The organism is Methanobacterium sp., from assembly GCA_012838205.1.
Lineage (GTDB): Archaea > Methanobacteriota > Methanobacteria > Methanobacteriales > Methanobacteriaceae > Methanobacterium.
The window spans coordinates 33995-60710 of sequence record DUPR01000046.1; the positions used below are offsets into that span (position 1 = coordinate 33995).

Below are 26716 nucleotides of genomic sequence, written 5' to 3' on the forward strand. Positions count from 1 at the left end.
ACAAATTGAATTGGGAAATAGGTTTTCAGTTTATTGTATCATTATATGCTGAAATTGCTGCCACTGCACCTTCAGCACAAGCTACAACCCATTGTTTAATCCCACCAGTGATGTCACCAGCTGCATACATTCCAGATATATTTGTCCTTTGAAATTTGTCAGTGATGATATAACCATTGCCATCAACTTCAACACCTGCATTTTGTGCAACTTTACTAAGGGGTTCCTCACCAATTGCAATAAATATACCATCTACATGTAGTTTATTTCTCTTTTCTGTTTTGATGTTGCGAAGTGTTACACTATCCACGTTTTTATCTCCGTTTATCCGTTCAACTACGGAATCCCATATAATAGGGATGTCATTTTCATCTAATTTTTCCTGAAGATATTTTTCAGCCCTTAATTTGTTCCTTCGATGGACTATTGTGACCTTGCAGCCTAAACTTTTTAGATAAATTGATTCTTGGACTGCAGCATTTCCACCCCCTATTACCGCAACATCCTTGTCTGAATATAATGGCCCATCACAAGTAGCACAATAACAAACTCCACGACCAACAAAATCTATCTCACCCGGTACTTTGAGTCTTCTGTGACGACTTCCCGTGGATATTATAACAGACTTAGTTTTATATGTGCCTTTAGAGGTTTTGACAGTAACATACCCCCAATCATTTTTTATAATTTCTTTGACTTCTTCCATGTTCGCTATGGGAACACGTTTTTCAACCTGTTTTCTCATTTTTTCCAGCAAATCCTTCCCAGAAATCAAATCAAACCCCGGATAATTCTCCATAAGAGGGACCATATACCCAGAACCAGCACCAACCATCATTTCCAGTATGATGGTTTTCATTCCCTGCCTACCAGCATAAATTCCGGCAGTTAATCCTGCTGGCCCTCCTCCAACAATAATCAGATCAAATTCTTCCACCATATCTTTCACCACAATCTACCCTTCACTTTATACCCTTCACTTTAGATATTTCTCTATTTCTTCCTTAACAAGTTTATTTACCAGTTTTCCATCAGTTTTACCCTTAAGTTCTTTCATTGCCATCCCCATGAGGGGTCCCATGGATCCCATATTCCTTTCCCTAACTAAGCCCTCATTAGAAGAAACAATTCTCTTAATTATATTCGCTACATCCTCTTCTGAAAGCATCATCAAATCCAAATTATTTGCAACTTCTTCTGGATGTGAATTATCCTTTAAAACTCCGGCTAAAACGTTTGAAACTGCTTCTTTGGAAATTTTACCCTGTTTGAGGAGATAGAAAGTTTCTAAAATATTATTATGGTGGAGATTGTCAACGTCTAACCCTTCCCTTTTAAGTTCTTTTAGAGTGTAAGCCAGTACAGAAGCAACTGTAGTGGGTTCAACAGAACATTCTGCCACAATTTCCTCAAATTGCTGAACCCTATCTTGCTTGACTAGTTGACTTGCCAGATCCTCGCTTAAATTATATTCCGCAATAATACGTGCTTTTTTATCTTCAGGAAGTTCCGGAAGGTTTGCTTGTACACGATTCAAGAGTTTTTTGGATATAACTTGTGAAGGGATATCAGTTTCAACATGCATCCTGCTGGCAGTAGGTAATGGCCGGAGATATTCAGTATTAGCATCATCAAGTGCCTTCCTAGTTTCTTCAGGAACACCTTCTATCGCCATTTTAGCTCGTCTTTGCACTTCTAGCATGGCATTTCTAGCTTTTTCTTCGTCATCTGCCACCAAGATGAAAGCATCATTTTCCCGGATATCCATGACTTTATTAATTTGCTTCACATCTGCTTGAGTTATACCATATGCCGGAAGTTCATCGGTGTGGAATATTCCTGCTACACCCATTTTTTTCGCATACCCCGCCAGTTCAGTTCCAAACCTACGGTTAGGTTGTAATTCCTTACCTATTAATCCCTTGAACCCTTTTAATTTTATGGCTAAAACCTTTCCATTCTTTTTAAGGGCATTTTTTATTATATCTGATTCTGTTCCGCGAAATATCTCTTCTAAATAATAAATTTCTTCTTCAACATGAGCTTTACGTTCTTGAAGCTTTTCACGTATTTTTAAAAGTTTTAATTGACGTTTAACCTCATTTTCTACCATTAATGGCATGGAATCCAAGTCTTGTACACCTTTTATTTCAATTCGAGCTCCATCTCTTATCGATATATTCAAATCTTGGCGAATGGTCCCTAATCCACGTTTTACCTTTGTGCTACGCAATACCTGACCGATCTGATAGGCCACTTCCCTTACTTGTTCAGGTTCACGCATGGATGGATCCGTGGTTATCTCCAGAAGAGGTATGCCCAGCCTATCAAGACGAAATTCTACCTTGCCTTTCCTCTGACCCATCCTACGCGCAGCGTCCTCCTCTAAACACAGATTTTCAATAACTACCCTACCATAAGGTGTTTCCAAATATCCATTACTAGCCACTAATCCAGTTCTCTGAAACCCACCGGTGTTACTTCCATCAATCACTTGTTTTCGCATGGTATGGAATTCATCCACTACTTGCATGTTTAAAAGTGATGCTATTACAAGGCCAATTTCCAGTGCCTCCTGATTTAGAGGGTGCGGTGGTTCATCATCTGTTTCCACCAGACAAGTGTGCTGAGGATAGGCATCGTAGATAAATGTGAGTTTTCGTCGAGATTCTTCAAATGCAGCCCGATCAATTTTTCCTAATTCACTTTGAGTCGGCCTGAGATGCCGTAAAACATTGTAGTCAGGTTTTTTATCAGTTAATTCACATTCACAAGGGCAGAATAGTTTTGTTTTCGTGTCGAGCTGTTGATGTATTTCTAGACCCATCATGAGACCCAGTTCATTGTAATCCATTTTTTCATCCATATCAATCACCATAGTCATTCTATTCCCCATAATCCCTTGAGAAGTATTTTGAGGATGATTTAACTTCGAATTCCCCTTTAAGGTTAGTTAACATCATGTTTTTGACTTCTTCCTTATTTACAGATTGTCCTAAAACCCATGCTAGTTTTACGTAGGCTGTCTCAGGTAACATATCACCAACAGGTATTACTCCAGCAGATAGAAGTTTGCGCCCAGTACTGTACACATTCAAGTTGGTTCGACCGTATAAACACTGAGATGACATAACAACATGTACTCCTTCATCCACCGCTCTCCTAATGGGGGGGAGGAGATGATCTGGACAGTGCCCCAAACCAGTTCCCTCTAACAACATTCCTTTGTATCCTTTATCAATATGATAATCAATTAATTCACTAGTAATGCCTGGATAACTCTTTATGAATGCGACTTTTGGTTCAAATGAGTCATTTAACGTTAATGATGTTTGGTTTCGTTTTCGGTATGGATAATTTGTGTCAATGATTTTTATCTTCCCATCTTGCACTTGTGCTAGTGGATTGCTGTTAATACTGGTGAAGGTGTCACGACGACTAGTGTGCATCTTGCGAACTTTTGTTCCACGATGTAAATGGGCTTTGTTGTCGCTTTCAGTGGCGTGCATGCAGATCATTACCTCTGCAATATCAGATTTAGCAGCAACGACTGAACTCATGAGATTAAAAAATGCGTCAGATGATGGTCGGTCGGAACTTCTTTGAGCACCGGTAATAATAATTGGAACTGTAGAATCAATCATGAAACTAAGTGCAGCCGATGTGTAGTGCATTGTATCAGTTCCATGAGCTACTACTACTCCATCAGCACCATTATTTATCTCATCTACCACTGATCGGGCTGATTGAACCCAATTTTCCGGTTTCATATTCTCGCTTAATATGTTCATGATCGCCTTTCCCTGAATGTTAGCTTCATCCATAAGCTCCGGAGTGGCTCTAAGAAGATCATCAGCAGTGAATGCAGGATGTACCGCTCCTGTTTTATAGTCAATAAGAGATGCAACGGTACCTCCTGTGGATATAATGGATATATTCATCAGTTTTGGATCTTTCTGCATATCCATTGGAGAATGATCAATTTTTGACCGTTTTCCTTTGTTTATAAGATTTATTTCAGCTTTATCTATGGCAACACCAATATTATATCCATTATCTAACTTTAACACAATATGGAATTCATCAGCATCTTCTACTCGGTCTAATAACATACCCTTATATTCTATGCCCTCTTTTTTTATGGATATAATGTCTCCAATTGATATTCCCTGTGATTCTAAAAAATTTTTAGCTAATCCATGATAACTCATAACATCCCTCAAATCTTTTTTTAGATAAATTAAATTACGAAAACTAAAAATTACAGTGTTGCATGCCAAAATTTTAGATTGCTGAAATTCTGTCTAATAAATCTAATTTTTATTTTAGTCCCCTAACACAATTCTCGAAGACTATTAAGAGTTTCTTTATTTTTTGATAGTAATAATATAAATTATTTTTAGGGATTATCAAAGTTGTTCTGAGATTATGAATTTATTCCCTTAATTCTTTTTCAGATCCTTTGATACAGTAAAGATCATATTTAAGATCTAAATCTTCCACAACTTCACAATCAGGACATATGCATTCATCCTCTTCTAGAGTACATTCTGATTTGCCTAAAATACAGTAAAGTCCCTCATACTTTTCTTTGGCACACTGGTTGAACATTGGGCAATCTGGACAAATGCATTCGTCTCCCATTTCATCTAAAATTTTCTTTTCAACTTCTTCTTCCGACAGACCTTTCCTTGCAAAAACTTGTAATTTTTCCTCAAATTTGTCCATTTAATCCACCAAGATATATAGTTTATTTGGTTTCCGTCTATATGATTTCCTATTGCATGAACTTTCCTATAATTTTTAGTTGAATTTATTTATTGATAGTTTAATCATCTAATTTTAAGTCTATTCCCACAGGACAGTGATCAGAACCCATGACTTCAGACAAAATGTATGAATTTTCTACACGTTCCATGAATTCTTGGTTCACGAAGAAGTAGTCCAATCTCCATCCAACATTTCGATCTCTTGCCCGTGTACGATAACTCCACCAAGTGTAATTATCAGGTTCATGGTTAAATTCCCGGAATGTGTCCACATAACCATGACTTAAAAAGCGATCAATCCATTCCCTTTCAATAGGTAAAAAACCAGAGACTTTCTTATTTTCCTTGGGTCTTGCTAAGTCAATTTCTTTGTGAGCTGTGTTGACATCACCGCAAACTATTATATTACGCCCGTCATCTTTGAGTGTGTCTGCATATTCTAAAAATGAATCATAAAAGTCTAATTTGTATTGAAGTCTCTCTTCGGACATTTTTCCGTTGGGAAAATAAATATTGAATAGTACAAAATCCCCATAATCAGTGATTAAAGTTCGACCTTCACGATCAAATTTGGGTATCCCCCACCCATTTCGAACTTTTTCGGGCTTTTTATTAGTAAACGTTGCCACACCACTGTACCCCTTTCGTTCTGCCTCTGAAATATATGTCTGATAACCATTAATGCTCCTAATATCTGATGGAAACTGTTTACGATGTGCTTTAGTCTCTTGAATGCATAAAATATCAGGTTTATCTTTCATAAACCATTGCAAGAACCCTTTTCTATGCACAGCCCTGATCCCATTTACGTTCCATGATAATATTCTTAATTTTTTCATTTTCCACCTATAACTTTTTTTAATACGTTAACTAATGATTCCGAAACTAACCATAATAATAAACAATATGTATTCACACATCATCTTTTACTGTCTATTAGAGCTTTGATTTGATTTATATCAATTGTTCTTTGGAATAATGGTGTTTTTTTCTTTGAGTAAACGTTTAAATTCTTTTCAAATGTTTTTTTATTGGGGTTCATGTAAAAAACTCCTAAAGGATATTCTCCAGTTTCAATAGCTCGGTTGAATGCCATGGATCTGTCTAGAGGATCGTGATCATCCTCCAAGTAATAAGTATGTTCCCTAAACCAGTTTTTTGTATTCACCCGATTGAAGGTGACACATGGCTGAAATATGTCCACCAGTGCGTATCCTTTATGTTTTATGGCCGATTTAAAAATTTCAATGGTTTGTTTACGGTCTTCACTGTAAGCCCTGGCCACAAATGACGCATCAAGAGCAATAGCTACCCCTAATGGATTAAATGGCTCTAAAAATACTCCTTGAACTTGTAAAGGCGTGTTAAAATCTTTTTGGCTTGTTGGCGATGCTTGTCCCTTGGTGAGACCATATACCATGTTATTATGAACTAAGTTAGTGATATCGGGGTTGCGCCTTATGGTGTGCATGAAGTGATTTCCACCTTCTCCATACATACATCCATCTCCACTAATATCAATGACTGTTAATTCAGGGTTAACTGCTTTTATTCCCGTAGCAGGAGATAATGACCTTCCATGCAATCCATTGAATACATTACCTCGGATATAATGTGGGAGTTTGCCAGCTTGCCCTATTCCTGATACAAAAACCAAATTCTCAGGTGGAATTTCAAGATCAGCAAGTGCTTTCTTGAGGCTGCGTAATATAGAAAAATTACCACACCCCGGACACCATGCCACATCTGCATGAGGCATGTTAAAATCTTTCAGTTTCATTATAACACCCCCCTATCCCCATTATTATTAATACTAATACCCATGAATTTTTTAATCTTTTCTTCCACTTCCTCTACAGAAAATGGCATACCATCATATTTAAGAATCTTTTCTTGTATTTCAAAACCAGTTTCAAGCTTAATGAGGTTAGCCATTTGTCCTTGGGCATTATTTTCGAATATGATCACGTCATCTGCCTTTTCCAAATATCCTGAAACACTTCTGTGGAAAGGATAAATTTGTTTAAAATGAAGGAAGCTGATCTTATAATCAGGATGTGTTGTTCTGATGTTTTCTAAAGCCTCCATTATGGGCCAGTAGGTGGAGCCCCAGCCAATAACAAGATTGTTGTAATTAGTTGGTCCTTCTAAATCAGGCGGAATGACATCATTCTTCATATTTTCCATTTTTTTCAATCTTTTATCAACCATCTTCTTCCTTATAACCAAGTCTTCAGTTAGATGTCCTTCTTCATCATGTTCATCAGAATCAACAACCACCAGTCCTTCCCCATATCCAGGTATTCCCCTAGGAGTTATTCCATCATGAGTTATTAGGTATCTTTTGTATTCTGGAGGTGTTTTAATAAGATGATTTTCATTCTTAATATCATCAACAGGTAGTGAGGGTATGTTATAATAGCAATCAGCGAAGTACTGATCTGAAAGGATAAATACTGGGATTTGATATTTTTCAGCCAAGTTAAATGCTTTCTGGGTTAATGTAAATGCGTCTTCCAGTTTTCCTGGTGCAAATATGATCTTGGGAAACTCTCCTGTTCCTGAATATAATGCCAAGTTTAAATCTTCCTGACTGGTGCGGGTGGGAAGTCCCACTGCTGGGCCCGGCCTTTGACCTATATAAATAACAACAGGAGTTTCTATCATCCCTGCCAAGCCCACTCCTTCTTCCATAAGAGCAAATCCACTTCCCGAGGTGGCTACAATGCTTCGAGCGCCTGCATATGATGCGCCTACAGCCATATTAATAGCTGCAATTTCGTCTTCTGCTTGTTCATATACGAGTTCAAAATCATGAGAATGGGCTGCCAAAAATTCCTGTAAAGGTGTGGATGGAGTCATAGGATATGATGACATGAATTTACAATTTCCAGCCAGACACCCAAACCCTACAGCATCAGTACCATTTATCAACAATTCATCTTTTATTTTTGAGTTCACAGAAAGTGATAATTGAATTTTTCCTGATTCAGAATCCATTAATTCCCTGCCAAGATCATAACCTTTTTTTCCTGCCTTTAAATCCTTTTGAAGTATCTCATCACCTTTGCGTGCGAAAATATCATGGATGATCCTATTAAACATCTTTTTAGGAACGTTTAAAATACAAGATAAGATACCTGCCGCAACAACATTAGCAAATATTAGGCCCCCCATTTCTTGAGCAGTTTGTATTAGGGGAATCTCCAAAAAATGATACTGTTCATTAACTCCTGGATGATCCCTATGTTGAAATTCTTGGGTATTGTTCTCTTTTATAGATTTAAAGTGTTCTGGATCTCCGATTATGAATGTATCTGGAGATATTTTATCTTCAAGATGTTTTATAGCACCTGAACTTAGCACAAAAAGTATGTCGATTCTATTAACATATGAAGAAACTCTGTGAGAGGAAACTCTTATCTGTGTAGAATTGTAACCACCTCTAACCCTCGACATATACTCCTTGGTAGAAAAAATATGGTAACCACTACGTTTAAGAGCTTGAACCAAGATTGTCTCTACAGTCTGAATTCCCTGACCTGCTTCACCACAAATAACCACAGAAACATTATCTTTTTTGGATAAAAAAGTCATAAATTCACCCCTACAACATATACAGTTATTTACACCCCTTTAACCACTCACTTTAATTTTATCCAATAATTAACTTTGAGATTAATTTGTTACTCGATTAACTTAAAATTTTATATTTAATATTTGATGAAATAAAAAAAAATGGGAAAAAGAATTCACTCAAATGATATTAAAGGGAAAAATGATAAACAATACGTCAAACTGCTAAAATAACCTCAATATGGATTTTTATGGACTTTTTTAGACTATGAGATATTATATAGCAGTGCCAAGTAAACCTTGATAATTTTCCTAATAAAATTCAAACTATTTCTAAGCGTATTGCCTTCAAATTATAGTTCAAGGTTCTCTTGAGCCCATTGAACACCTGTTTCGAGTATTTCTAGATTCACGTTTATCAGTTTAGGTTTTTTATGGAAAGTATGTTTAATAGCCTCTTTAAAAACATTTTCCGGAAGGTTGGTCACTCCCATCGCCATGAGCACTCCTAACATTACAGTGTTTGCAGCTCTTGGCACACCATGTGCCTTGGCCAATTTTCGGGCTGGTACTGCAATTGCCCTTAAACCTTTGGGCACAAACCCTTCAACATCCTTAAAACGAGATATGCGCTTGTCAAATAGAATTAATCCATCTTTTTTAACTTTTGTAGCAAATTTCTCAAGTGCAGGCCTGTTTAAAGCTACAAGAATGTCTGAAATTTGTATTACTGGTGAACCTATGGTTTCTCCGGAAATTACCACAGTACAATCCGAAGTTCCTCCTCGTTGTTCGGGCCCATAGGCAGGATACCAAGAAACATGCCTTTGATCATTACAAGCAGCTTGAGCAAGTGTAAGTCCCATGCTCAAAACACCTTGACCTCCAAAACCAGCAATCCTAACCACTTTTCGAGCGAAAGACGGATCGTCCCGAGCTTCCCAAGATGTGTCTTTCTTTACTTCAAAGATGTTGTCCAGAGCTTCTTGTGAAAAATCGCTGCTAGCCCTGCAGAGAGGTTTAGCATCCTTTCTACGGTCCCTAAAATTTCTAATTGGGAATTCTTTACTCATTTCTTGATTGACAAAATCTTCGCATCCTTGAGCATCCATTCTAAGGTTAGTTGGACATGGTGAAAGTACTTCCACAAAAGCATATCCTTTACCATTTTTTTGCACTTCAAGGGCTTTCTTAACCGCTATTTTAGCTTTTCGAATATTTTTGGGATCTGAAACAGCTACTCTCTCAATAAAAACAGGTGCATCCAGATTGTCCAGTAATTCAGACATGTGCAAAGGGTAACCAGTGTAGCGGGGATCTCTACCACTTTGACAAGTTACAGTGACTTCTCCCACTAGGGTGGTGGGTGCCATTTGCCCTCCAGTCATACCGTAAACTGTGTTGTTTACGAAAAATACGGCCATCTTTTCCCCACGGTTTGCAGCTTGAATAGTTTCATTTAATCCTATAGACGCTAAATCTCCATCTCCCTGGTAAAGTATCACCACTGCATCTTCTTCAGCACGTGATAGGCCTGTTCCCACTGCTGGGGCACGACCATGGGCCACTTGTACATGACCACAGTCAAAGTAATAGTAGGCGAAAACTGCGCATCCAACTGGACTGGCCATTACTGTGCGGTTCTGAATTCCTAAATCATCAATAGCCTCCCCTATGAGTTTATGAAGTATACCATGGCCACAACCAGGACAGTAATGAGTAGCCGTAGGTGCACTACCCCCTTTACGTGGATATTCCTTAAGGATGGATTTGGGTTTCTGGATAATCTTTTCTTCCACTGTTGTCTCATAGTAAAGGCCATTTTTCTGGGTTTTTCCGTGTCCTGACATTTAGATACCCCCTGCCATTTCATGTATTTTATCAATTATGGTTTTTTGATCTATGAGGTTTCCTCCCATCCTGTTAACCAGTTCAACCGGGCGAAGGCATCCTATTGCTAATGTTATGTCCTCTTTCATCTGACCATTACTCATTTCCACTGATAAAAATTTGCATTCTGTTTTAATAGCAATTTCATTGAGTTTTTTTGAAGGAAATGGAAATAATGTCTTGGGACGGAATAATCCTGCCCGAATTCCCTCTTTTCTAACATAATCCACTGCTGAACGGGCTACGCGGCTGCTAATTCCATAGGCCACTAAAATTATCTGAGCATCATCCATCATGTATTCCTCAAAGTCCACTTCATTCTCCATTATTTCCAAGTATTTATCCTGAAGTCTATAGTTAAAGTCTTCTAATTGATCAAAATCAAGAAAAATACTTGTTACCAAGTTTTTCCTAGTATTTTTGTTGCCTCTAACCGCCCAAGATTCATCAAATACTGGTTTGATAGACTTAGATGGAAAATTAAGCCTTTCTACCATTTGTCCTAACACTCCATCCGCCAAGACCACTGTAGGGTTTCTGTATTTATCAGCCAAATGGAATGCCTTCATAGTAAAGTCACACATCTCCTGCACAGAATTAGGAGCTAGTACTATGTTTCGGTAGTTTCCATGACCTCCTCCTTTAACTAATTGAGTATAATCAGATTGTTCTGGCCCAATATTCCCAAGACCGGGACCTGCACGCATAATGTCTACAATAACACAGGGAAGTTCTGCTCCGGCCAGAAATGACATTCCTTCCTGCATAAGACTGATTCCAGGACCTGAAGATGCAGTTATTACCCTATGACCTGCTGCAGCTGCTCCGTAAACCATGTTAATAGAGGCTTCCTCTGATTCCGCTTGGACAAATGTGCGACCCACCTTGGGAAAGTATAGTGAGGCTTCGTGTAATACTTCTGAAGCAGGAGTTATGGGATATCCGAAGAAGCAATCACAGCCAGCATACATTGCACCTATTATAACAGCAGTGTTACCTTTTATTAATTGGATAGTCATTTGTTCTCCTCTTTTTCACCTTTGTTTATTTCTAGGATTAGTTTTGGCCTTTACTTTTTTTCTGAGGGGTATGTGAACTTCCACCGCCAGTGGCTCTGGACAAGTGTAATAGCAGTCCCCACAGCCATTACATCCATTACCTGTATATTCTGCGTAGTGATAACCTCGTTCATTTACTTCATCACTCATTTTAAGGACATGTTGACGACATGCTATTATACAGCGTTCACAAGCCTTACATTCCAGTTGGTTAAAAACTGGATATGGTTCTTTCTTTTTTCTAGTCATGATCTACTTCATCCTTAAAGTCTTCAATTACAATATCTTATTCTAATATCTAAAATCAATGTTGATCTCCAATTCATTATTCCAAAAAATAAAAAAAGGACAGTGTATGTTAAAAACAAAAAAATCGAAACATATCAGTTTTTCATTGCCCTTGGTCTTTTTCTCTGATTTCAACCCGCCGAATTTTACCACTGATTGTTTTTGGCAATTCTTCAACAAATTCAATGACTCTAGGGTACTTATAAGGCGCAGTAACTTGTTTAACATGGTCCTGAATTTCTTTTGCCAGTTCATCAGAAGCTTTATAATTATTAGTTAGTACAATAGTAGCTTTAACCACTTGGCCTCTGACAGAGTGGGGAACACCAGTTATTGCACATTCTAATACAGATGGGTGAGATATAACTGCACTTTCAACTTCAAATGGACCTATACGATAGCCTGAGCTTTTTATCATATCATCGTTTCGCCCAACGAACCAGTAATATCCGTCTTCATCCATCCAAGCAGTGTCCCCTGTATGGTAATATCCATCGTGCCAAACTTTTTCTGTTCGTTTTTCCTCCTTATAATATCCTTGGAATAAACCTGGTGGCTTGGCTTCAGATGTTTTGATAACGATTTCTCCTTCCTCACCCACATCACAAAGATTACCTTCATCGTTCATGAGCAGTATATCATATTTTGGACATGGCTTGCCCATGGATCCTGGTCTCGGTTCCATCCAGGGAAAATTAGCAATACAAACCACACATTCTGTCTGTCCATAGCCTTCCATCAGCTTAAGTCCTGTTAATTCATAAAATCGATTATAAACCTCCGGATTTAATGGTTCACCAGCGGTAACAGCATATTTAAGTTTTGAAAAATCATAACCCGAAATATCTTCTTGGATTAAGAATCGGTAGATAGTTGGAGGGGCACAAAAGGTTGTTACACCATGATAAGTTAATTTTTCCAGCATCTTTCCTGCATCAAATCGGTCATAATCATAAACAAACACTTTGCTGCCTAAAAACCACTGCCCATAAATCTGACCCCACATGGCCTTTGCCCAGCCAGTGTCAGCCACAGTATAGTGCAATCCTTCATCCATAACATTCTGCCAGTGCGAAGTAATAATATGCCCAAAAGGATACGTATGATCGTGCATGATCATTTTTGGCATTCCAGTAGTTCCTGATGAGAAATAAACAAGCATTACCTCATCATTTTTGGTTCCAGCAGCACCGGTGGGACGTTCAAATTTTTTGGATGTGTTTTCAATTTCTTTCCGGAAATTCATCCACCCTTCCCTATCGTGTTCTCCTACAATAACTTTTAATAGTTCAGTGCCCTCTAATTGGCGATTTGCTTCATCAAAGAATTCTGGAACACCATCTTCAGCTATACATACCACCATTTTGATACCTGCTTTCTCAACACGGTATACTATGTCCTTGGTCTTGAGCATGTGAGTGGCAGGGATGGTTATGGCCCCTAATTTGTGTAATGCTAATATGCAAAACCAGAATTCATAGCGACTTTTTAGGGTAAGCATAACCCTATCTCCTTTTTTTATACCTTGCTGTTTGAAAAAATTGGCAGCCCGATCTGAGTACTCTTTCAACTCTTTGAAAGTAAACGTACGGTCTGTTTCGTCATTACACCAAACCATTGCAACCTTATCAGGTTCTATGCGGGCGTACTCATCCACAACATCGTAGGCAAAGTTGAAGTTTTTGGGGATTTCAATATTGAAATTACTTTTAAAATCAGAGTATGACTTAAAATTCGCTTGTGAAACAAATTTATCCAGTAAAGATGACATCTTATCACCACTTAAATAATCCTCTTGCAAATAATTATAATTTACGATTAAACGAGTTATTTTGTTCTTACATTACTATAGCCAGGAATCGGGCAGTTTTATTCTCTAAAGCTTCCATGGCATGTTCATATGATGAATCAAAAAAGATTGAATCTCCTTCATGGAGAATAATTTCATTATCATGAATGTAAATTTTCAGAGTTCCTTCCAAAATATAGTTAAATTCCTGTCCAGGGTGTGTGTTGGTTGAAGGTTTATTCCCATCACTTTTAGGTTCTACAGTAACAATAAAAGGTTCTGCTTTTTTATGTATGAATTTTTCAGCAAGATTTTCATATTGATACTGTTTTCTACGACCAACTTCTACTCCTTTGCCTTTTCTAGTAACACTAAATATGTGCATTCTAGTTTCCTCTCCGGTTAAAAGGAGCCCCATATCCACTTGCATTTTTTGGGCTATTTCAAATAGAATACTGGCAGGGATATCTTTTTGTCCATCTTCATACTCTTGGTAGGTTTCCAGGGATATTTCAAGGTAATTTGCCATATCCTGAATACTGATGTCAGAAAGCTCTCGTAACTCCTTTATCCGAAGTCCTATTTCCTTCATTTTCTCTTTCATAATGAAAACCTCAATTAAATGCGGTTTAGACTTTTTGTTAGGCCTTGGCTTGGTAGCCATGGTAAAAAAACAACATATTCATTGATCTAATCTCTAATTTGAGTTCCAATTTATTTAATATTTATGTAATAAAGTTAAAATATTTTATAATGATTGTTAATGACAATTTATTCTGCTACTATAAATAAATTACCAATGCAAAAATTATTCTCAAAAAAGTATACTAATCCACAAACTGTTAAACTAACAAACTTCCAATTTATAACTAGGGGATCTTATGAAACTTGAAATCAAAATTGTTAAATTAGAATCGCCAGAAGGTTGTAATCTTATTTTAGGCCAAAGTCACTTTATAAAAACTGTTGAAGACCTTCATGAAGCCATAGTTAATACTGTACCGCAAGCAAAGTTTGGTCTTGCCTTTGGTGAGGCTTCAGGAGATTGTCTGATTAGAGTATCCGGAAATGATAATGATTTAGAAGAATTAGCCGGTGCTAAAATGCTAGAAATTGGTTGTGGTCATAGTTTTCTGATTTTCATGCAAAATGCCTTTCCCATCAACTTAACTCAGAGAATTAAGAGCGTTCCTGAAGTGGTGAATCTGTTCTGTGCAACTGCCAATCCAGTTCAAGTTTTAATCGTTGAATCTGAACAGGGAAGAGGCATAATTGGAGTTATTGATGGTTCCAAGCCTCATGCTTTGGAAACAAAGGATGATGTGGCTTGGAGAAAAAATTTCCTCCGAGACATTGGTTATAAATTATAAAAATCCCATAAAAAAAAATTGGAGGTTAAAAAAAATGGCAAACATAGTTTTCCATAGGGTTAGTGGTAGTAAAAAGAAAGATAAATCATTGGACGTAGATGATAAATTCATATCTCTCCAAAACAGACATGAAGGAGCAATGATTGTTAAATTTAGAGGTCCAGAAAAAAAAATAATTGAAATATGTCAATTTTTTGATGGTTTAGATGATATGGAAACTGTTCAAGTGGATATAGATAATACTGGCGCTGTTGACCATTATTTCAGAGGAATTTCACCCATAAGTGATGATGAAGAAGATGGTTTACCTATTAAAAAGTTCAACGTTACACTACAACTGAGAAAAGAGCTTATTTAATCATTACTGGCATATTTCTCAAATATATTAGGGATATCCTCAGGAGATTCAAATGCAGTAGTGTTTTCCATTTCAGATATTTTTTCCACGTGTTCCGCATCCTCCCTAGTAATATTCAACTCCAAAAATTTTCCATTAGGTAGTTTTGTAGTAACTATGCCCTCTCTAAAGTCCGTGGGCATTATGAATAATGGTGTTCTAGTTTTCTGGCCCATTATAGCAGCATTAGAAAGAAGAGTGTCTGCTATTCGCAACGATATCTTAGCCACCGTGTTGGATGTTGCTGGCGCAATTAGCAAAAATTCATATCTTCCCATCTGAATTTGACCGGCCAAAAAAGGAGCATTTGAATTTATTTCAGTCCATGTCTTATCAAATTTTGTTTCAAGCGTGGTGGAAAGGTTATAATACTTTAAAACTTGATCTCCAGCTCTTGAAATAAAAACTCTAATATCAAATTGCTTATGGTATTCATCCCGCATCTGTTGCATGATTTCCACGGTTTCAACCAGTTTTTCACCACTTCCAGTAATCCCCCAAGCAACTTTTCTTTTTTTCTTCATAACTATACTTATTATAATTATTCCATAATTTACTTTTCGCTAAATTTCCTATGGATTAATTAACTAGAATTGAAAAATTGAATATTAAGACAAAATCCATCAAATCAGCAGCATACATAAACTGATATATTGACAGGAAAAACTAAACAATAAAAAAATAATTATCATAAAGTGAAGGCAAATGGCGGTGTTAAAATAGAAAATTCCAGTTGTACAAATAACCAAACAGATGACAACTTACATGAAAAGTCAAAGAAAAATATGAAAAGTGAAAAAATTGAAACTTGTTACACTTGTGGTAAAAAATTTGATATGAACAAAGAAGATGGTAGTCGCTACCGTTATGAGAAATTTCCTCTTTGTGCTTATTGTGCTGAGTTTTACGGATTTTACTTTGATGACCCCGGTCAAAAAAGAAAAGAAAAATAGTAAGAAGTAGATAAAAAATCAATTAACAATTATTTATTTTTTAAATGCTTTTTAACAAGAGATATTCCCCATTCTGCCATTTTTTTAGCATCATCCACATTTTTAGACTCTGCAAAACATCTGAAGATGGGTTCTGTTCCCGAAGGACGGATAATGAGCCATCCTTCATCTCGGAAAATTTTAACCCCATCTGTGGTATCAACCTTGTATTGTTGAGTGTCTTGAGAGATTTTATCCATGACCTCTTGTTTCCGGTCATCAGGGCATTCCACCTTCATCTTCACAGATTGGTAGGCAGGAAGTTCTGCCACCAGTTGAGACAGTGGTTTTGATGTTAATGCCAATATTTCCACGATTTTAGCAGTAGAAAGAGCTGCATCCCTACCATAAACAAAATCCGGAAATATTAATCCACCATTTTCTTCTCCCCCAAACAAACCATCCCTATTTTTAAGTTCTCTGGCCACCAACAAATCTCCAACCCTGGTTGCAGTCACAGTTCCACCATACTCCTCAGCAATGTCATAAATAGCCGATGATGTGGCAACAGTAGTTACAATAAGTCCTCCCTGATTTTCTTGAAGTAATTGCTTCTCTACGAGGGCAAAAGTCTTATCACCCATTACAAAATTTCCTTTTTCATCTATGCATATAGTACGATCAGCATCCCCATCATGAGCAATGCCTAAATCAGCATTTGTAGCTTTTACAGTTTCTATGAGCTCTTGAAGGTTGTCTTCAGTTGGTTCTGGATTTCTTCCAGGGAAAAATCCATCAGGTTGACAGTTTAAGGTGATCACATCACACCCTAACTTACGAAGAACGTAAGGAGTGGTGAAACATGCTGCTCCACTACCACAATCCACAACAACCTTCAATTTAGCCTTTGCAATGGCATCATGATCCACCCGTTGTACTACTTCCTCATTGTATTCATCAACCAAACCCTCATTAGTGATAACTTCTTTGATTTCATCATAAGATACCCTGTTAGGATTGTCATTGAAGAACATGTCCTCAATTTCTAGTTCCATATCTTCAGCTATACCAATCCCATCTTGGTCAACGAATTTGATCCCATTATAATGTGGAGGGTTATGGGAAGCTGTTATAATTACCCCCCCATCATAATAGTTTCGAACAGCGTATTGAACCGTTGGTGTGGGTATAATTCCCATATCAACCACATTACATCCTGAAGAAAGCAGTCCGGCTATTACTGAGTGTTTTATGAGAGGAGTAGATGTTCTAGGATCTCCGCCAACTGCCACCCATCCTTTAACAAGTGACCCGTATGCTGCAGCTAATTTTGATGCAAATTCCGGCGTTAATTCTTTATTTGCTATTCTCCTAACCCCAAAGGTTCCGAATAATTTTTTCATGACAAGCACTTCCTTATAACACTACAATAAATTTTTATTGTTAATTATTATTTCACAAACTGTTTTAGATTTCTACTCGCCAAACTTTATAATCTTTGTTCTGATAAACCAATTTAAAATAATTAGGATTAACCATATCAGATGTTTCGACTAAATATCCTATATTATCCCGAATTAAATCTTCCCTCGTATAATTTCCACTATAATACATTTCACGATTTAAAACTTTAACCATACCCGGATGGTATCCCCCAGTGGAGACCGGTTGCCTGGAAACAGAAACAATCACTGGATCAATTCCTTCAGACAAAGACATTACTACTCTTTTTTTATCCCCGTTCTCCGCAAACCATTGAGCCACATCAATTTGAGAATTATTAACTAATGGTTCAACTGAATGAGCATATAAAAAACCTTGACTTACTCCACCAAAAATTAAAACTACAACCAGAATTCTGTATAAATTATTATAATAAATTGATTTTTCAGAATTAATAGACCTAACGTATTCCAATCCAAATGATGCCATTATCACCACCGGAAAAACAGCAAAGTTAAAAATTCGATCGATTAAAATAGGGATACCAATTAAATAGGCACTAGTGATTATTAAAATAAATGTTAACCAAATAACTAATAATAAATCATTCCTTGATAATTCTTTAAAAATCTTTCCGATAGATTTTTTTTCCATACCATTTTTAATCGATACAACAGCCCATAAAAATGCAAAAACGGTGCCAGGACCCCCCCATACTTTAAAAATTGTTTTTATGTACCATGTTAGACCAAAAAAAGCCGTGACGGGATTATTAAAAACATAACCATTCTGAAATATCAGTGGCCCCCACCACAATGAAGCGCAAAGGAAAGTAACCCCCAAAAATACCCACAAAGACTTGAATTCTACATTATCATTTCTTAGTTTAAGGGAAAATGTGAAAATTAGAACCACTCCTAACAGCAGCAGTGCAGTTAAAGCATGGGTTAAAAACATTACCCCAGAAATAATTCCAGAAATGAAAGCATATTTAAGACCTTTGCCTTCAAATGCTATGAACAAAAAGTAAATTGATAATGGGAAAAAAATCAAAGCCAATGTTTCAGGTATTGGAAGCATTGATCTGTGAAATACATTTGTGAAGAAAAGGAATCCCCCAGAAATAAGAGCTACTCTTAAATTATACAGTTTTTTAGTCACAAAAATGAAGGAGAAAACAAAGGAAAAAGAGAAAACTGGTTGCAAAAATCGGGACACTTGGAAAGGATCCATTTTAAGAATTTGTGAAAAGATAGCTAAAATGTAATGAAAAAATGGAGGATAAAATATTGGCCTGCCAAACGGAGCGTAAGTTAAATGATCCCCTAATGTGAACCATTGATCCATGTAAAGTTTGGCCAGATGAACATGGTAATAAATATCCCAACTTAAAGGTTGTTGAAATTTCAAAGTAGGGATTAAAGCAATTATAAAAGCAATAATCGGGAATATAATCAACAATAAATTTTCGTTGGTGAATATGTTCTGATATCTCATTACTTACCACCAGTTAGTTACTTACAGATCAGGACATAAGATTAGTTGAAATTTTTGCATTACTTATAAAATAATATATTGCAAATTCCTTGTTTTCATAAACCAGGCGAGTATAGGGTGGTGCTTTCATGCCTTTTTTCAACACAAAATACCCCACATTATACTTTAAATATGTAGATTTGTTGACTTTTCCATCAACATATTTCTGTATATCTAACGATTTCGTTCTTCCCTGACCATAGCCACCTAATGCAACTGGTTGTCTGCAAAGCGCCGCTATAAAACTGTCCCTATAATTAGAAGCTACTACAACACTTTTTTTATCCCCATGAGTTTGAAACCATTCTGCTACGTCAAGTTCTGGGTCTGAACATCTTAACCATGAATTACCTTCATCTACTTCAACCAGCATTGTAAACCCAGTTGCAACTGCAGTTATGTATACAGATATAATGAAAAAATGATAAAAATTCATTGATACGTTTTTTTCTTCAAATTTGACTTTTAAGAACTCAAATCCCACTCCTGCCATAACAACCAGTGGGAAAAGAGCAAAAGTCAATATTCTATTACTTATGATGGGAAATCCTAAATAATTCAAGTTACTGACAATCAAAAAAAACATCAAAAAGATAAGGATCATTACATCCTGTTTAAATCTTCTTTTCAGGGCTAAAATACATCCAAATATTGCAAATAATAGTGTAAATACTCCAAAAAATTTCGGATACTTAAATATACTCATCTTATTAGGAATATCACCGTCAACATTTAAAATAATCCCATATTTAGCCAGTAATGGCAACCACCATATCATAGCTACAGAAAAAGCAATGATGATTAATAATATCCCGTAAAAAAACATTTGTTTATCTTTTAAACCTATTATTATCGAATAAACGGATGTGGCTATAACAAATGAAAATGCTGAGAGAATATGTGTTAGTGCCATTAATCCAGCGATTATACCGGATGAAAATGCATATTTATAATCTCTTTTGTCAAATGCTAGATATATCATATAAAAAGCTAGTGGAAACATAATTAATGCCAAATTTTCTGGTAAAGGCAGTAAAAATCTCTGGAAAACTAGACTGAAAAATATGAAGAATCCAGCAGATACCCCTACTAATATGCTTTTATACAATTTATAGGCCACAAAAGAAAAAGAAATGAAAATGAACATGGTTAATATTGGTTGCAGAATACGAGCTGCTTGAAAGATATTTCCAAAAAGTGAGCCTATTGCAAGTATTAATAGATGAAATAGGGGAGGATAAGAAATTGGCCTCCCAAATGGTGCTGAAGTTAGTGGATCCCAGTAAACGAAACCCTGATCCATATAAAGTTTGGCTAAATGTATATGGTAAAAAATATCTCCACTTAAAGGCCACTGATATTTTATAGTGGGGATGAGAGATATGAAAAATGCTAGTACGGCAGGAATTAACAATAACAAAACTGGTTGTTCATAGAGAATAGACCGACAATTCATTTACACACCATATGTTACACCATTAAATATATTAAATTAGATTATTTGAATTAATCATATAATATTTTGCTGAGATTATGACTTTAATGCATTATAGGAATTTATATGAAAATCATAACGATTATTCCTGCTTATAACGAAGAAAAAACCATTGCTAAAGTGGTAGAAGCTGTTAAATATTACTCTGATGTAGTAGTGGTTGATGATGGATCCACAGATCAAACATCAACACTGGCGGCAAATGCCGGAGCATATATACTTAATCATTCCGAAAACATGGGTAAAGGTGCTGCATTAAAAACCGGCTTAAACTATGCTATTAACTGCGATTATAGTAAGATAGTTCTCTTGGATGGTGATGGACAGCATGACCCCCAATATATACCTCGATTATTGGAGGGAATAAACGGTGCTGATATGATCATAGGCTCTCGTTTCCTTGGAGTCAACCCCCAAAACATGCCATTGCAAAGAAAGTTTTCCAATGGAATAACCACCAGACTTATAAGGTTCGTGACTGGTTACCCCATTACTGATAGCCAATGCGGATTTCGAGCAATTTCTAAAAGAGCAGCACCATTTTTCGTAGACATATCATATAATGACTATGTTTATGAATCAGAAGTCCTTTGTAAAGCCTCAAAAAACAAACTTAAAGTAGATGAGATGCCGATCAAGTGTGTTTATGGAGATGAAAAATCATACGTCCATTTCAGACATGTTATTCACTATGTAATGTTCACTTTTCGCCTGTTACTTTGTAAATTATTAGGGAGGATCTGAAATTTGAAAAGATATTATGTTTTTTTGGTCAGTATCCTACTTCTAGCTCTTTTGATAATCTGGATAGGCCCACATCAAATGTGGGATGTGATAATAAATGCAAATATATGGTTGATACTATTGGCAGTATCCATACACCTATTTGTAGTGTGGATACGCTCTTTAAGATGGGGTTATATTATCAAACAACCGTGGGAGTTCAAGAAAAACTTTATAGTGAAGACAATTGGACTATTTGCCGGTAATTTCACTCCCATGCGCACCGGAGGCGAAGTTTTGAGCGCAGTGGCCGGCAAAAAAATCAACCAAATAACCCTTTCTGAGGGTTTATCTGCAGGCCTTACTGAAAGATTCTTTGACAGCATTATAGTAGCAGTTTTATTAATAACATGCGCTTTTTTAATTCCTAAAGTTAAATTAATAGCTATTTTAGGAGGTTTAGTGTCATTAGGCCTTTTATTATTAATATATCTTATTAACTGGAGAGAAGACACTAGTTTATGGATTTACAATCGGGTTCACTATATTTTTAGATTTTTACCCCTTTCTGAAGAATTGGTGGAAAACTTTTATCATAAATTCACCGTTGGATTGAAAAGCATAGTAGAATACACCAGATTATTCAGTAGCTTAAAAAATCTGTTAATAGTTTTGCTTCTAACCACAGGATCATGGATTTTTGAATGTGTGCGCCTTTACGTGGTATTCATGGCATTTGATGTTAAAATTAGCTTTTTGGCCATTATAATAATTTTCTTACTGGCCAATATAATTGGAATATTGTCTATTCTTCCTGGAGGTATTGGTTCCATTGAATTATCCCTCACTGGACTTTTCATGCTCTTTGGAGTTCCAAGCGCATTGGGAGGAAGTATAGCGATGGTAGATCGATTAGCCTCATTCTGGATTATAACTGCCTTAGGAATAATATTCTCTGCTTATTACGCTCGTGACATATTGTATGAGATAAAAAATTATACTATTGGACTTAAATCATCTGAAAAATAGGACCATACTTCCCATTTACTTGCATCATCACCGCAGTCCTAATATCAATCATATTTGTGATTATTATACTGGACGAGATTTACTTTCTTGTAATCAGGTAAAAGGAAGTGTAAATGATTAATTAATCATTAATTATTTCTTTCTTGAAATATGAAACTTTCATTAACTTTTTTGTGATAAATGGAACAAGAAAAATCCTTTTTGATAATGCAGTCTGATGATGGCTTGGTATGATAAAAAACACCATTGTGATTATGCAATAATTTTCAGCGAACTTGAATCTTTTAAAATTACTTCCAAACTACCGTGATATTCAGTTACTCGTCCCATCACCCTTATGCGCCTATTATTAAAGTTTTTGATGTTAATACCAGTTTTTTGGATTTCAAATGCCTCACTTTCAAAAATAATAAGCTTTATTTTACCAGTGCCATCCATTAACTCCAAAAAATATGTTCCACCACTCCGAGACTTGCTAACATCTGTTACTAACCCTTCAACTGATACCTCTTTATCAAGCATACCCCGGTTCATGTCTTTGATTTTAACTTCTTGAGGTGTTATGTAATTCGCAGCAAATATCACCCCTACTAATCCGAAAATAGTAGTGAATAAAGCCAATTTAAATATCTTTTGATCTTCCATATTACCACGAAATAATATAAATATTAATAATATTAATACTTTTGTATGTTAAAAATCTTATTAAAAAATTAACTAAAAAAAACAATAATCAGCTTTTTTGGGATTGTCTAAAAATAGATTCTACTCTTTCCAGAGTATCAATCTCATCAAGCCCTCGATCATTACGAATCCTCTTCACAACAGGGAATCGAAGTGAATATCCAGTTTCAGATTCAGGACTTTCGACTATCTCACTAAAAGCAATTTCCAAGATTATTGAAGGCTCAATTTTCACTTCTCTGCCCATTTTACTTATGATAAGCGGCTCCACCATATCAGAAAGTTCTTGCAGAGTATTATCATCCAAACCTGTAGCAGCGTAGGCTAATGGTTTGAGTTGGTTGTTTTCATCTTGAATGGCCATTAAATAAGAACCAATGAGATGTGCTCTTTTTCCAGTCCCATAAGTACCTCCTAAAACAACTAAATCGAGGGTTTCTGGTTCTGCTTTTAATTTAAGCATTTTTTTACCCCTTATACCCGGCATGTAAGGCGCATTGGGATCTTTGATCATTATCCCCTCATGCCCTCCCTTAATCGAAACTTCAAAAAGATCATTTGCCTTTTCAATTTCTTCAGGAGTCACAATGACTTGTGTAGATAACTCTAATTTACCAGGATCGGTTTTAACTAGAGATTCCAATTTTTTTCTCCTTTTTTTAAGAGGTTCATCCAGAACAGGTTTCTGGTAGTAAAGCAGGTCAAAAAGATAAAGAGTTAATGGAATTTTGGAAACCATTTTTTCAATATCGTATTTCCTACGCACTCTCTGAAGCATGTATTGAAAGGATATAGGTTTACCATCTCTACTGGCAATAATTTCTCCTTCAACAATAAAATCTTGGTCAGGAAACGATTTTTGGATATAATCAGATATTTCGGGAAGAGCGTGAGCAATATTCTCTAATCGACGAGTAAACACGTCAATTTTCCCTTCATGTCTGTGAATCTGAACCCTTATACCATCATATTTAGTTTCACAAATTGCCCAGCCCATTTCTTCAATACTCTGTTTTATTCCTGGAGAAAGTTGAGCTAACATGGGTTTAACAGGCTTTCCAGGTTTTAAGGTTAACTCACGTAAACCTTCTTCGCCTTTCGCCAATGCAACCTCCGCCACCAAACCCATATCATTAGTTAACATGTGTGCCCTTTCTGTTACTTCTGGAGCTATACTAAAAGCTTGAGAAATTGCATCTCTAATAGTTCCCTCCCCCACTCCTACACGAAGTTCTTCTAACACAGTCCTTGTAAGATATTTGGCCTCAGTAGGAGATGATGCTGATAACAACTCCATCAAATAATCTATCTTCTTAAATTGAGCACGTTTACCTGATATTTTAGACATTTTCACTAGATTCTGGTATACTTTTTCTATGCTAAGAGGTTGTGTGAATAGGGTTATCTGACTTTTTTTGTGGTATAATTTCTCTGTAGCTTTGCCAATATCCCCAGTTTCTCGCATCTGATTCTCTACATCTTCAGCAGATACTCCGACAACCATAGAAATAGCTTTCATCAAAAGTTTAGCCCCTATACCCAGTTCTTCCTCGCTCCATGTGGGAAAAACCCGTCCTAAAGATAGTAAAGTCACGGTAGAAAGTAGTTCTGGATCTTCCTCCCCGACCTTACCTAAGAAATTTGCTAAAATGGCGGTTTTCTCTAAACGTTTGGTGGTGGAGTCTAAATCTTGGTATACTTCCACTAATTCCCGATAAAGCATAGAATATCCTCTATAAATTAATATTGTTCCCAATTTCAGTTTAAAAACTTATTAATAAAAAGTTTACAATCCCCTGCATATTAAGTTTGCTAACTTACAATTTCTTTGATAAAAAACTGCAACCTAAATATAAAATTTCCAATTTCTAAAAAAAAAAGATTAAAAAAGTTAGAAAGTAATTCATAAAAAAAAAAATTAATATTCTGATTCAGACCAGATAACTTGAAATGTAGTTCCTTTATCCCTAGAAAGTATTACACTGCCCTTTAATTGATTAACCAGAGTATTAACTAGTTGAAACCCCATTGTTCCACTTTCTTTGAAATTAATCTCATCTGAAAGTCCCACACCATTATCCCTTACTATTAAAACCTTATTTTCATGATTATCAAGCCCAAATTCCACACAAACTTCCCCTTGTGCGTTTCCAGGGAATGCATGTTTTACTGCGTTAGTTAAAAGTTCATTAACAATTAAACCACAAGGAATAGCAGCATCAATGTCAAGCATTAAACCTTCAGTCTTAGAATATACCTTAATTCTATTTTTATCCACATTATAAGAATTATTTATGAGTTCTATAAGTTTTTTGGTGAACTGCGAAAAATCAATAAGGGCAAAATCTTCAGATAAGGATAACCCATCATGGATTAGAAGCATTGATTTAACTCTATTCTTGTTATCCTTCAAAATTTCACGATTAGCTTTATCTTTCATGTAAACTGATTGAAGTTCCAGCAAACCAGATATGATGTTCATAAAATTTCTTACCCTGCTATTAATCTCACCCAAAAGCATTTCTTTTTCCTGTAAAGAAGCATTAATTTCGGTTTCTGCTTGTTTACGCTCAGTAATATCCTGAGCTATGATTTGTATCGCGTATAACTCGTTGTTTTTATATAATGGTGCTGGGTGTACTTCCATTAATCTGACCTCCCCGTCTCGGGATATTAAACTAGATTCAAAAACACCTATTTCTTCACCCTCCAAAAATTTTGAAAACATTTCTTGATAAAATGATGAATCTTCTCCAGTTATTGATTGTAGATCAGTGAAATACATGCCCACGGTGTCTTCCCTAGATAAAGGGCTGAATTTTGCCGCAGCATAATTGAGATCAATTATTTTCCCATCTAACCCCAAAACAACCAGATAATTTGGTAAATATTCAAATAGATTCCTGTATTTTTCTTCACGCTCTCGAAGAGACTCTTCAGCAGCTTTTTTTTCCATCTTTTCTTTAGCCTCTTTAAGAGCCCTTACTACTGCGTGAGGTAATTTTGTTAAGTTATTTTTTAGAACATAATCAGTTGCTCCTTCTTTGAGCATTTCAACAGCGAAATCTTCGCCTATTTTACCACTTACAAATATAAATGGCGTATTAGGTGAGATTTCACGTGCGATGTTCATGGCAGTTATGCCATCAAATTTAGGTAAAGAGTGATCTGCCAAGATGATGCTGGGCTGGAATTCTGCCATTTCTTTACGGTACATTTCTTCAGTATCGACAACTTTTGATTTAAAATTAAGACCCTCTCTTTTAAGCTGAGTTTCTATTAGTTCCGCATCTAATGGCACATCTTCCAGTATTAGAACTCGTATTTCTTCCACCATAACATCCCACTAAGTATTATTATTTTTAATATCTGTTATTGGTTTGATTTCTTTGAATTATATACTTTTTTATTAGTTTTTTTTTAATAATGATGTTGTCCATTTTTTAGTTGGTAGCAAATTCTAAATTATTTTTAATTAATTATATATCATTTTTTTTATTGTGATATTAAATCTTAATTTTAAATTTTGAAGTAGTAAAATTTACCAAACAAAATTAAACACGAATTTAAAACCGGGTTCAACTTATAATGAAGAAATAAAAGAGAATTCAGCTTTAATCAACAGTTTACAACATGTTTCACTACGAAAATAGCTAAAATCATCGAATTAGAATGGAATAAAAGGCCTTCACCACAATCAATAAAAAACTGGCTAACAAAAACAATTAAAAGAAAAA

At 35.9% G+C, this 26716-nt stretch carries 24 protein-coding genes; 5 read left to right on the forward strand and 19 right to left on the reverse strand.

Annotated elements, in window-relative coordinates; translation table 11 throughout:
* Positions 1-25: 25 nt before the first annotated feature.
* The 12 genes from trxB to GXZ72_06900 form a co-directional block, all read right to left on the reverse strand.
* The gene (gene trxB / locus GXZ72_06845; GenBank protein ID HHT19260.1) at positions 26-937 is read right to left on the reverse strand and encodes a thioredoxin-disulfide reductase; all 912 of its coding nucleotides are present in this window, start codon (positions 935-937) and stop codon (positions 26-28) included.
* Between the two features lie 39 nt (positions 938-976).
* On the reverse strand, positions 977-2854 hold the full coding sequence (gene gatE / locus GXZ72_06850) for a Glu-tRNA(Gln) amidotransferase subunit GatE (GenBank protein ID HHT19261.1): 1878 nt from the start codon (positions 2852-2854) through the stop codon (positions 977-979).
* A gap of 31 nt (positions 2855-2885) precedes the next feature.
* Positions 2886-4211, reverse strand: a complete 1326-nt coding sequence (gene gatD / locus GXZ72_06855) for a Glu-tRNA(Gln) amidotransferase subunit GatD (protein ID HHT19262.1) — start codon at positions 4209-4211, stop codon at positions 2886-2888.
* Positions 4212-4434: 223 nt separating this feature from the next.
* Positions 4435-4728: a DUF2769 domain-containing protein gene (locus tag GXZ72_06860; protein HHT19263.1), complete on the reverse strand. Its 294-nt coding sequence runs from the start codon at positions 4726-4728 to the stop codon at positions 4435-4437.
* Positions 4729-4828: 100 nt separating this feature from the next.
* Positions 4829-5608 (reverse strand): exodeoxyribonuclease III, encoded by a 780-nt coding sequence (gene xth, locus GXZ72_06865; GenBank protein ID HHT19264.1) that lies wholly within the window; start codon positions 5606-5608, stop codon positions 4829-4831.
* A gap of 80 nt (positions 5609-5688) precedes the next feature.
* The gene (locus GXZ72_06870) at positions 5689-6549 is read right to left on the reverse strand and encodes a 2-oxoacid ferredoxin oxidoreductase (protein ID HHT19265.1); all 861 of its coding nucleotides are present in this window, start codon (positions 6547-6549) and stop codon (positions 5689-5691) included.
* A complete protein-coding gene (locus GXZ72_06875) occupies positions 6549-8366 on the reverse strand; it encodes a 2-oxoacid:acceptor oxidoreductase subunit alpha (GenBank protein ID HHT19266.1) in 1818 nt (605 codons plus the stop codon). The genes GXZ72_06870 and GXZ72_06875 overlap by 1 nt, the downstream gene beginning before the upstream one ends.
* A 332-nt stretch (positions 8367-8698) precedes the next feature.
* Positions 8699-10195, reverse strand: a complete 1497-nt coding sequence (locus GXZ72_06880) for a ketoisovalerate oxidoreductase (protein ID HHT19267.1) — start codon at positions 10193-10195, stop codon at positions 8699-8701.
* A complete protein-coding gene (locus GXZ72_06885) occupies positions 10196-11254 on the reverse strand; it encodes a 3-methyl-2-oxobutanoate dehydrogenase subunit VorB (protein ID HHT19268.1) in 1059 nt (352 codons plus the stop codon).
* 15 nt (positions 11255-11269) lie between these two features.
* Positions 11270-11542 carry a ferredoxin family protein gene (locus GXZ72_06890; protein HHT19269.1) on the reverse strand — a complete coding sequence of 91 codons (273 nt, stop codon included), beginning with the start codon at positions 11540-11542 and terminating at the stop codon, positions 11270-11272.
* A gap of 142 nt (positions 11543-11684) precedes the next feature.
* Positions 11685-13352: an AMP-binding protein gene (locus GXZ72_06895; protein ID HHT19270.1), complete on the reverse strand. Its 1668-nt coding sequence runs from the start codon at positions 13350-13352 to the stop codon at positions 11685-11687.
* Positions 13353-13419: 67 nt separating this feature from the next.
* Entirely contained in the window at positions 13420-13974 is a 555-nt protein-coding gene (locus tag GXZ72_06900; GenBank protein HHT19271.1) for a helix-turn-helix domain-containing protein, read from the reverse strand.
* 277 nt (positions 13975-14251) lie between these two features.
* Here GXZ72_06900 and GXZ72_06905 point away from each other — a divergent pair, with 277 nt between their 5' ends.
* Positions 14252-14740, forward strand: a complete 489-nt coding sequence (locus GXZ72_06905; protein ID HHT19272.1) for a hypothetical protein — start codon at positions 14252-14254, stop codon at positions 14738-14740.
* Positions 14741-14774: 34 nt separating this feature from the next.
* Positions 14775-15098 (forward strand): hypothetical protein, encoded by a 324-nt coding sequence (locus tag GXZ72_06910; GenBank protein HHT19273.1) that lies wholly within the window; start codon positions 14775-14777, stop codon positions 15096-15098.
* Here GXZ72_06910 and afpA read toward each other — a convergent pair.
* A complete protein-coding gene (afpA, locus tag GXZ72_06915; protein ID HHT19274.1) occupies positions 15095-15661 on the reverse strand; it encodes an archaeoflavoprotein AfpA in 567 nt (188 codons plus the stop codon). The genes GXZ72_06910 and afpA overlap by 4 nt on opposite strands.
* Positions 15662-15922: 261 nt before the next feature.
* On the opposite strand from afpA, the gene GXZ72_06920 reads away from it, so the two are divergent.
* On the forward strand, positions 15923-16090 hold the full coding sequence (locus tag GXZ72_06920; GenBank protein HHT19275.1) for a hypothetical protein: 168 nt from the start codon (positions 15923-15925) through the stop codon (positions 16088-16090).
* Positions 16091-16119: 29 nt separating this feature from the next.
* Here the strand turns inward: GXZ72_06920 and glmM are convergent, their stop codons facing one another.
* From glmM to GXZ72_06935, 3 genes are all read right to left on the reverse strand, one after another.
* Positions 16120-17472: a phosphoglucosamine mutase gene (glmM, locus tag GXZ72_06925; GenBank protein ID HHT19276.1), complete on the reverse strand. Its 1353-nt coding sequence runs from the start codon at positions 17470-17472 to the stop codon at positions 16120-16122.
* 64 nt (positions 17473-17536) lie between these two features.
* A complete protein-coding gene (locus GXZ72_06930; GenBank protein HHT19277.1) occupies positions 17537-19009 on the reverse strand; it encodes a hypothetical protein in 1473 nt (490 codons plus the stop codon).
* A 28-nt stretch (positions 19010-19037) separates the two neighbouring features.
* Positions 19038-20504, reverse strand: coding sequence for a hypothetical protein (locus GXZ72_06935; protein ID HHT19278.1), 1467 nt, complete (start codon positions 20502-20504; stop codon positions 19038-19040).
* A gap of 105 nt (positions 20505-20609) precedes the next feature.
* Here GXZ72_06935 and GXZ72_06940 point away from each other — a divergent pair, with 105 nt between their 5' ends.
* Entirely contained in the window at positions 20610-21287 is a 678-nt protein-coding gene (locus GXZ72_06940; protein HHT19279.1) for a glycosyltransferase family 2 protein, read from the forward strand.
* A gap of 3 nt (positions 21288-21290) precedes the next feature.
* Entirely contained in the window at positions 21291-22295 is a 1005-nt protein-coding gene (locus tag GXZ72_06945; GenBank protein ID HHT19280.1) for a flippase-like domain-containing protein, read from the forward strand.
* A gap of 252 nt (positions 22296-22547) precedes the next feature.
* Here the strand turns inward: GXZ72_06945 and GXZ72_06950 are convergent, their stop codons facing one another.
* From GXZ72_06950 to GXZ72_06960, 3 genes are all read right to left on the reverse strand, one after another.
* A complete protein-coding gene (locus GXZ72_06950; protein HHT19281.1) occupies positions 22548-22940 on the reverse strand; it encodes an exodeoxyribonuclease VII large subunit in 393 nt (130 codons plus the stop codon).
* Positions 22941-23028: 88 nt separating this feature from the next.
* The gene (locus GXZ72_06955; GenBank protein ID HHT19282.1) at positions 23029-24702 is read right to left on the reverse strand and encodes an ATP-dependent DNA ligase; all 1674 of its coding nucleotides are present in this window, start codon (positions 24700-24702) and stop codon (positions 23029-23031) included.
* A 195-nt stretch (positions 24703-24897) separates the two neighbouring features.
* Positions 24898-26316 (reverse strand): PAS domain S-box protein, encoded by a 1419-nt coding sequence (locus GXZ72_06960; protein ID HHT19283.1) that lies wholly within the window; start codon positions 26314-26316, stop codon positions 24898-24900.
* Positions 26317-26716 lie beyond the last annotated feature (400 nt).

Bases quoted from the DNA above. Each gene is read 5' to 3' on its own strand.
- gatE (HHT19261.1), bottom strand. From the start codon at position 2,854: ATGGATTACAATGAACTGGGTCTCATGATGGGTCTAGAAATACATCAA.
- gatD (HHT19262.1), bottom strand. From the start codon at position 4,211: ATGAGTTATCATGGATTAGCTAAAAATTTTTTAGAATCACAGGGAATA.
- GXZ72_06860 (HHT19263.1), bottom strand. From the start codon at position 4,728: ATGGACAAATTTGAGGAAAAATTACAAGTTTTTGCAAGGAAAGGTCTG.
- xth (HHT19264.1), bottom strand. From the start codon at position 5,608: ATGAAAAAATTAAGAATATTATCATGGAACGTAAATGGGATCAGGGCT.
- GXZ72_06870 (HHT19265.1), bottom strand. From the start codon at position 6,549: ATGAAACTGAAAGATTTTAACATGCCTCATGCAGATGTGGCATGGTGT.
- GXZ72_06875 (HHT19266.1), bottom strand. From the start codon at position 8,366: ATGACTTTTTTATCCAAAAAAGATAATGTTTCTGTGGTTATTTGTGGT.
- GXZ72_06880 (HHT19267.1), bottom strand. From the start codon at position 10,195: ATGTCAGGACACGGAAAAACCCAGAAAAATGGCCTTTACTATGAGACA.
- GXZ72_06885 (HHT19268.1), bottom strand. From the start codon at position 11,254: ATGACTATCCAATTAATAAAAGGTAACACTGCTGTTATAATAGGTGCA.
- GXZ72_06890 (HHT19269.1), bottom strand. From the start codon at position 11,542: ATGACTAGAAAAAAGAAAGAACCATATCCAGTTTTTAACCAACTGGAA.
- GXZ72_06895 (HHT19270.1), bottom strand. From the start codon at position 13,352: ATGTCATCTTTACTGGATAAATTTGTTTCACAAGCGAATTTTAAGTCA.
- GXZ72_06900 (HHT19271.1), bottom strand. From the start codon at position 13,974: ATGAAAGAGAAAATGAAGGAAATAGGACTTCGGATAAAGGAGTTACGA.
- GXZ72_06905 (HHT19272.1), top strand. From the start codon at position 14,252: ATGAAACTTGAAATCAAAATTGTTAAATTAGAATCGCCAGAAGGTTGT.
- GXZ72_06910 (HHT19273.1), top strand. From the start codon at position 14,775: ATGGCAAACATAGTTTTCCATAGGGTTAGTGGTAGTAAAAAGAAAGAT.
- afpA (HHT19274.1), bottom strand. From the start codon at position 15,661: ATGAAGAAAAAAAGAAAAGTTGCTTGGGGGATTACTGGAAGTGGTGAA.
- GXZ72_06920 (HHT19275.1), top strand. From the start codon at position 15,923: ATGAAAAGTGAAAAAATTGAAACTTGTTACACTTGTGGTAAAAAATTT.
- glmM (HHT19276.1), bottom strand. From the start codon at position 17,472: ATGAAAAAATTATTCGGAACCTTTGGGGTTAGGAGAATAGCAAATAAA.
- GXZ72_06930 (HHT19277.1), bottom strand. From the start codon at position 19,009: ATGAGATATCAGAACATATTCACCAACGAAAATTTATTGTTGATTATA.
- GXZ72_06935 (HHT19278.1), bottom strand. From the start codon at position 20,504: ATGAATTGTCGGTCTATTCTCTATGAACAACCAGTTTTGTTATTGTTA.
- GXZ72_06940 (HHT19279.1), top strand. From the start codon at position 20,610: ATGAAAATCATAACGATTATTCCTGCTTATAACGAAGAAAAAACCATT.
- GXZ72_06950 (HHT19281.1), bottom strand. From the start codon at position 22,940: ATGGAAGATCAAAAGATATTTAAATTGGCTTTATTCACTACTATTTTC.
- GXZ72_06955 (HHT19282.1), bottom strand. From the start codon at position 24,702: ATGCTTTATCGGGAATTAGTGGAAGTATACCAAGATTTAGACTCCACC.
- GXZ72_06960 (HHT19283.1), bottom strand. From the start codon at position 26,316: ATGGTGGAAGAAATACGAGTTCTAATACTGGAAGATGTGCCATTAGAT.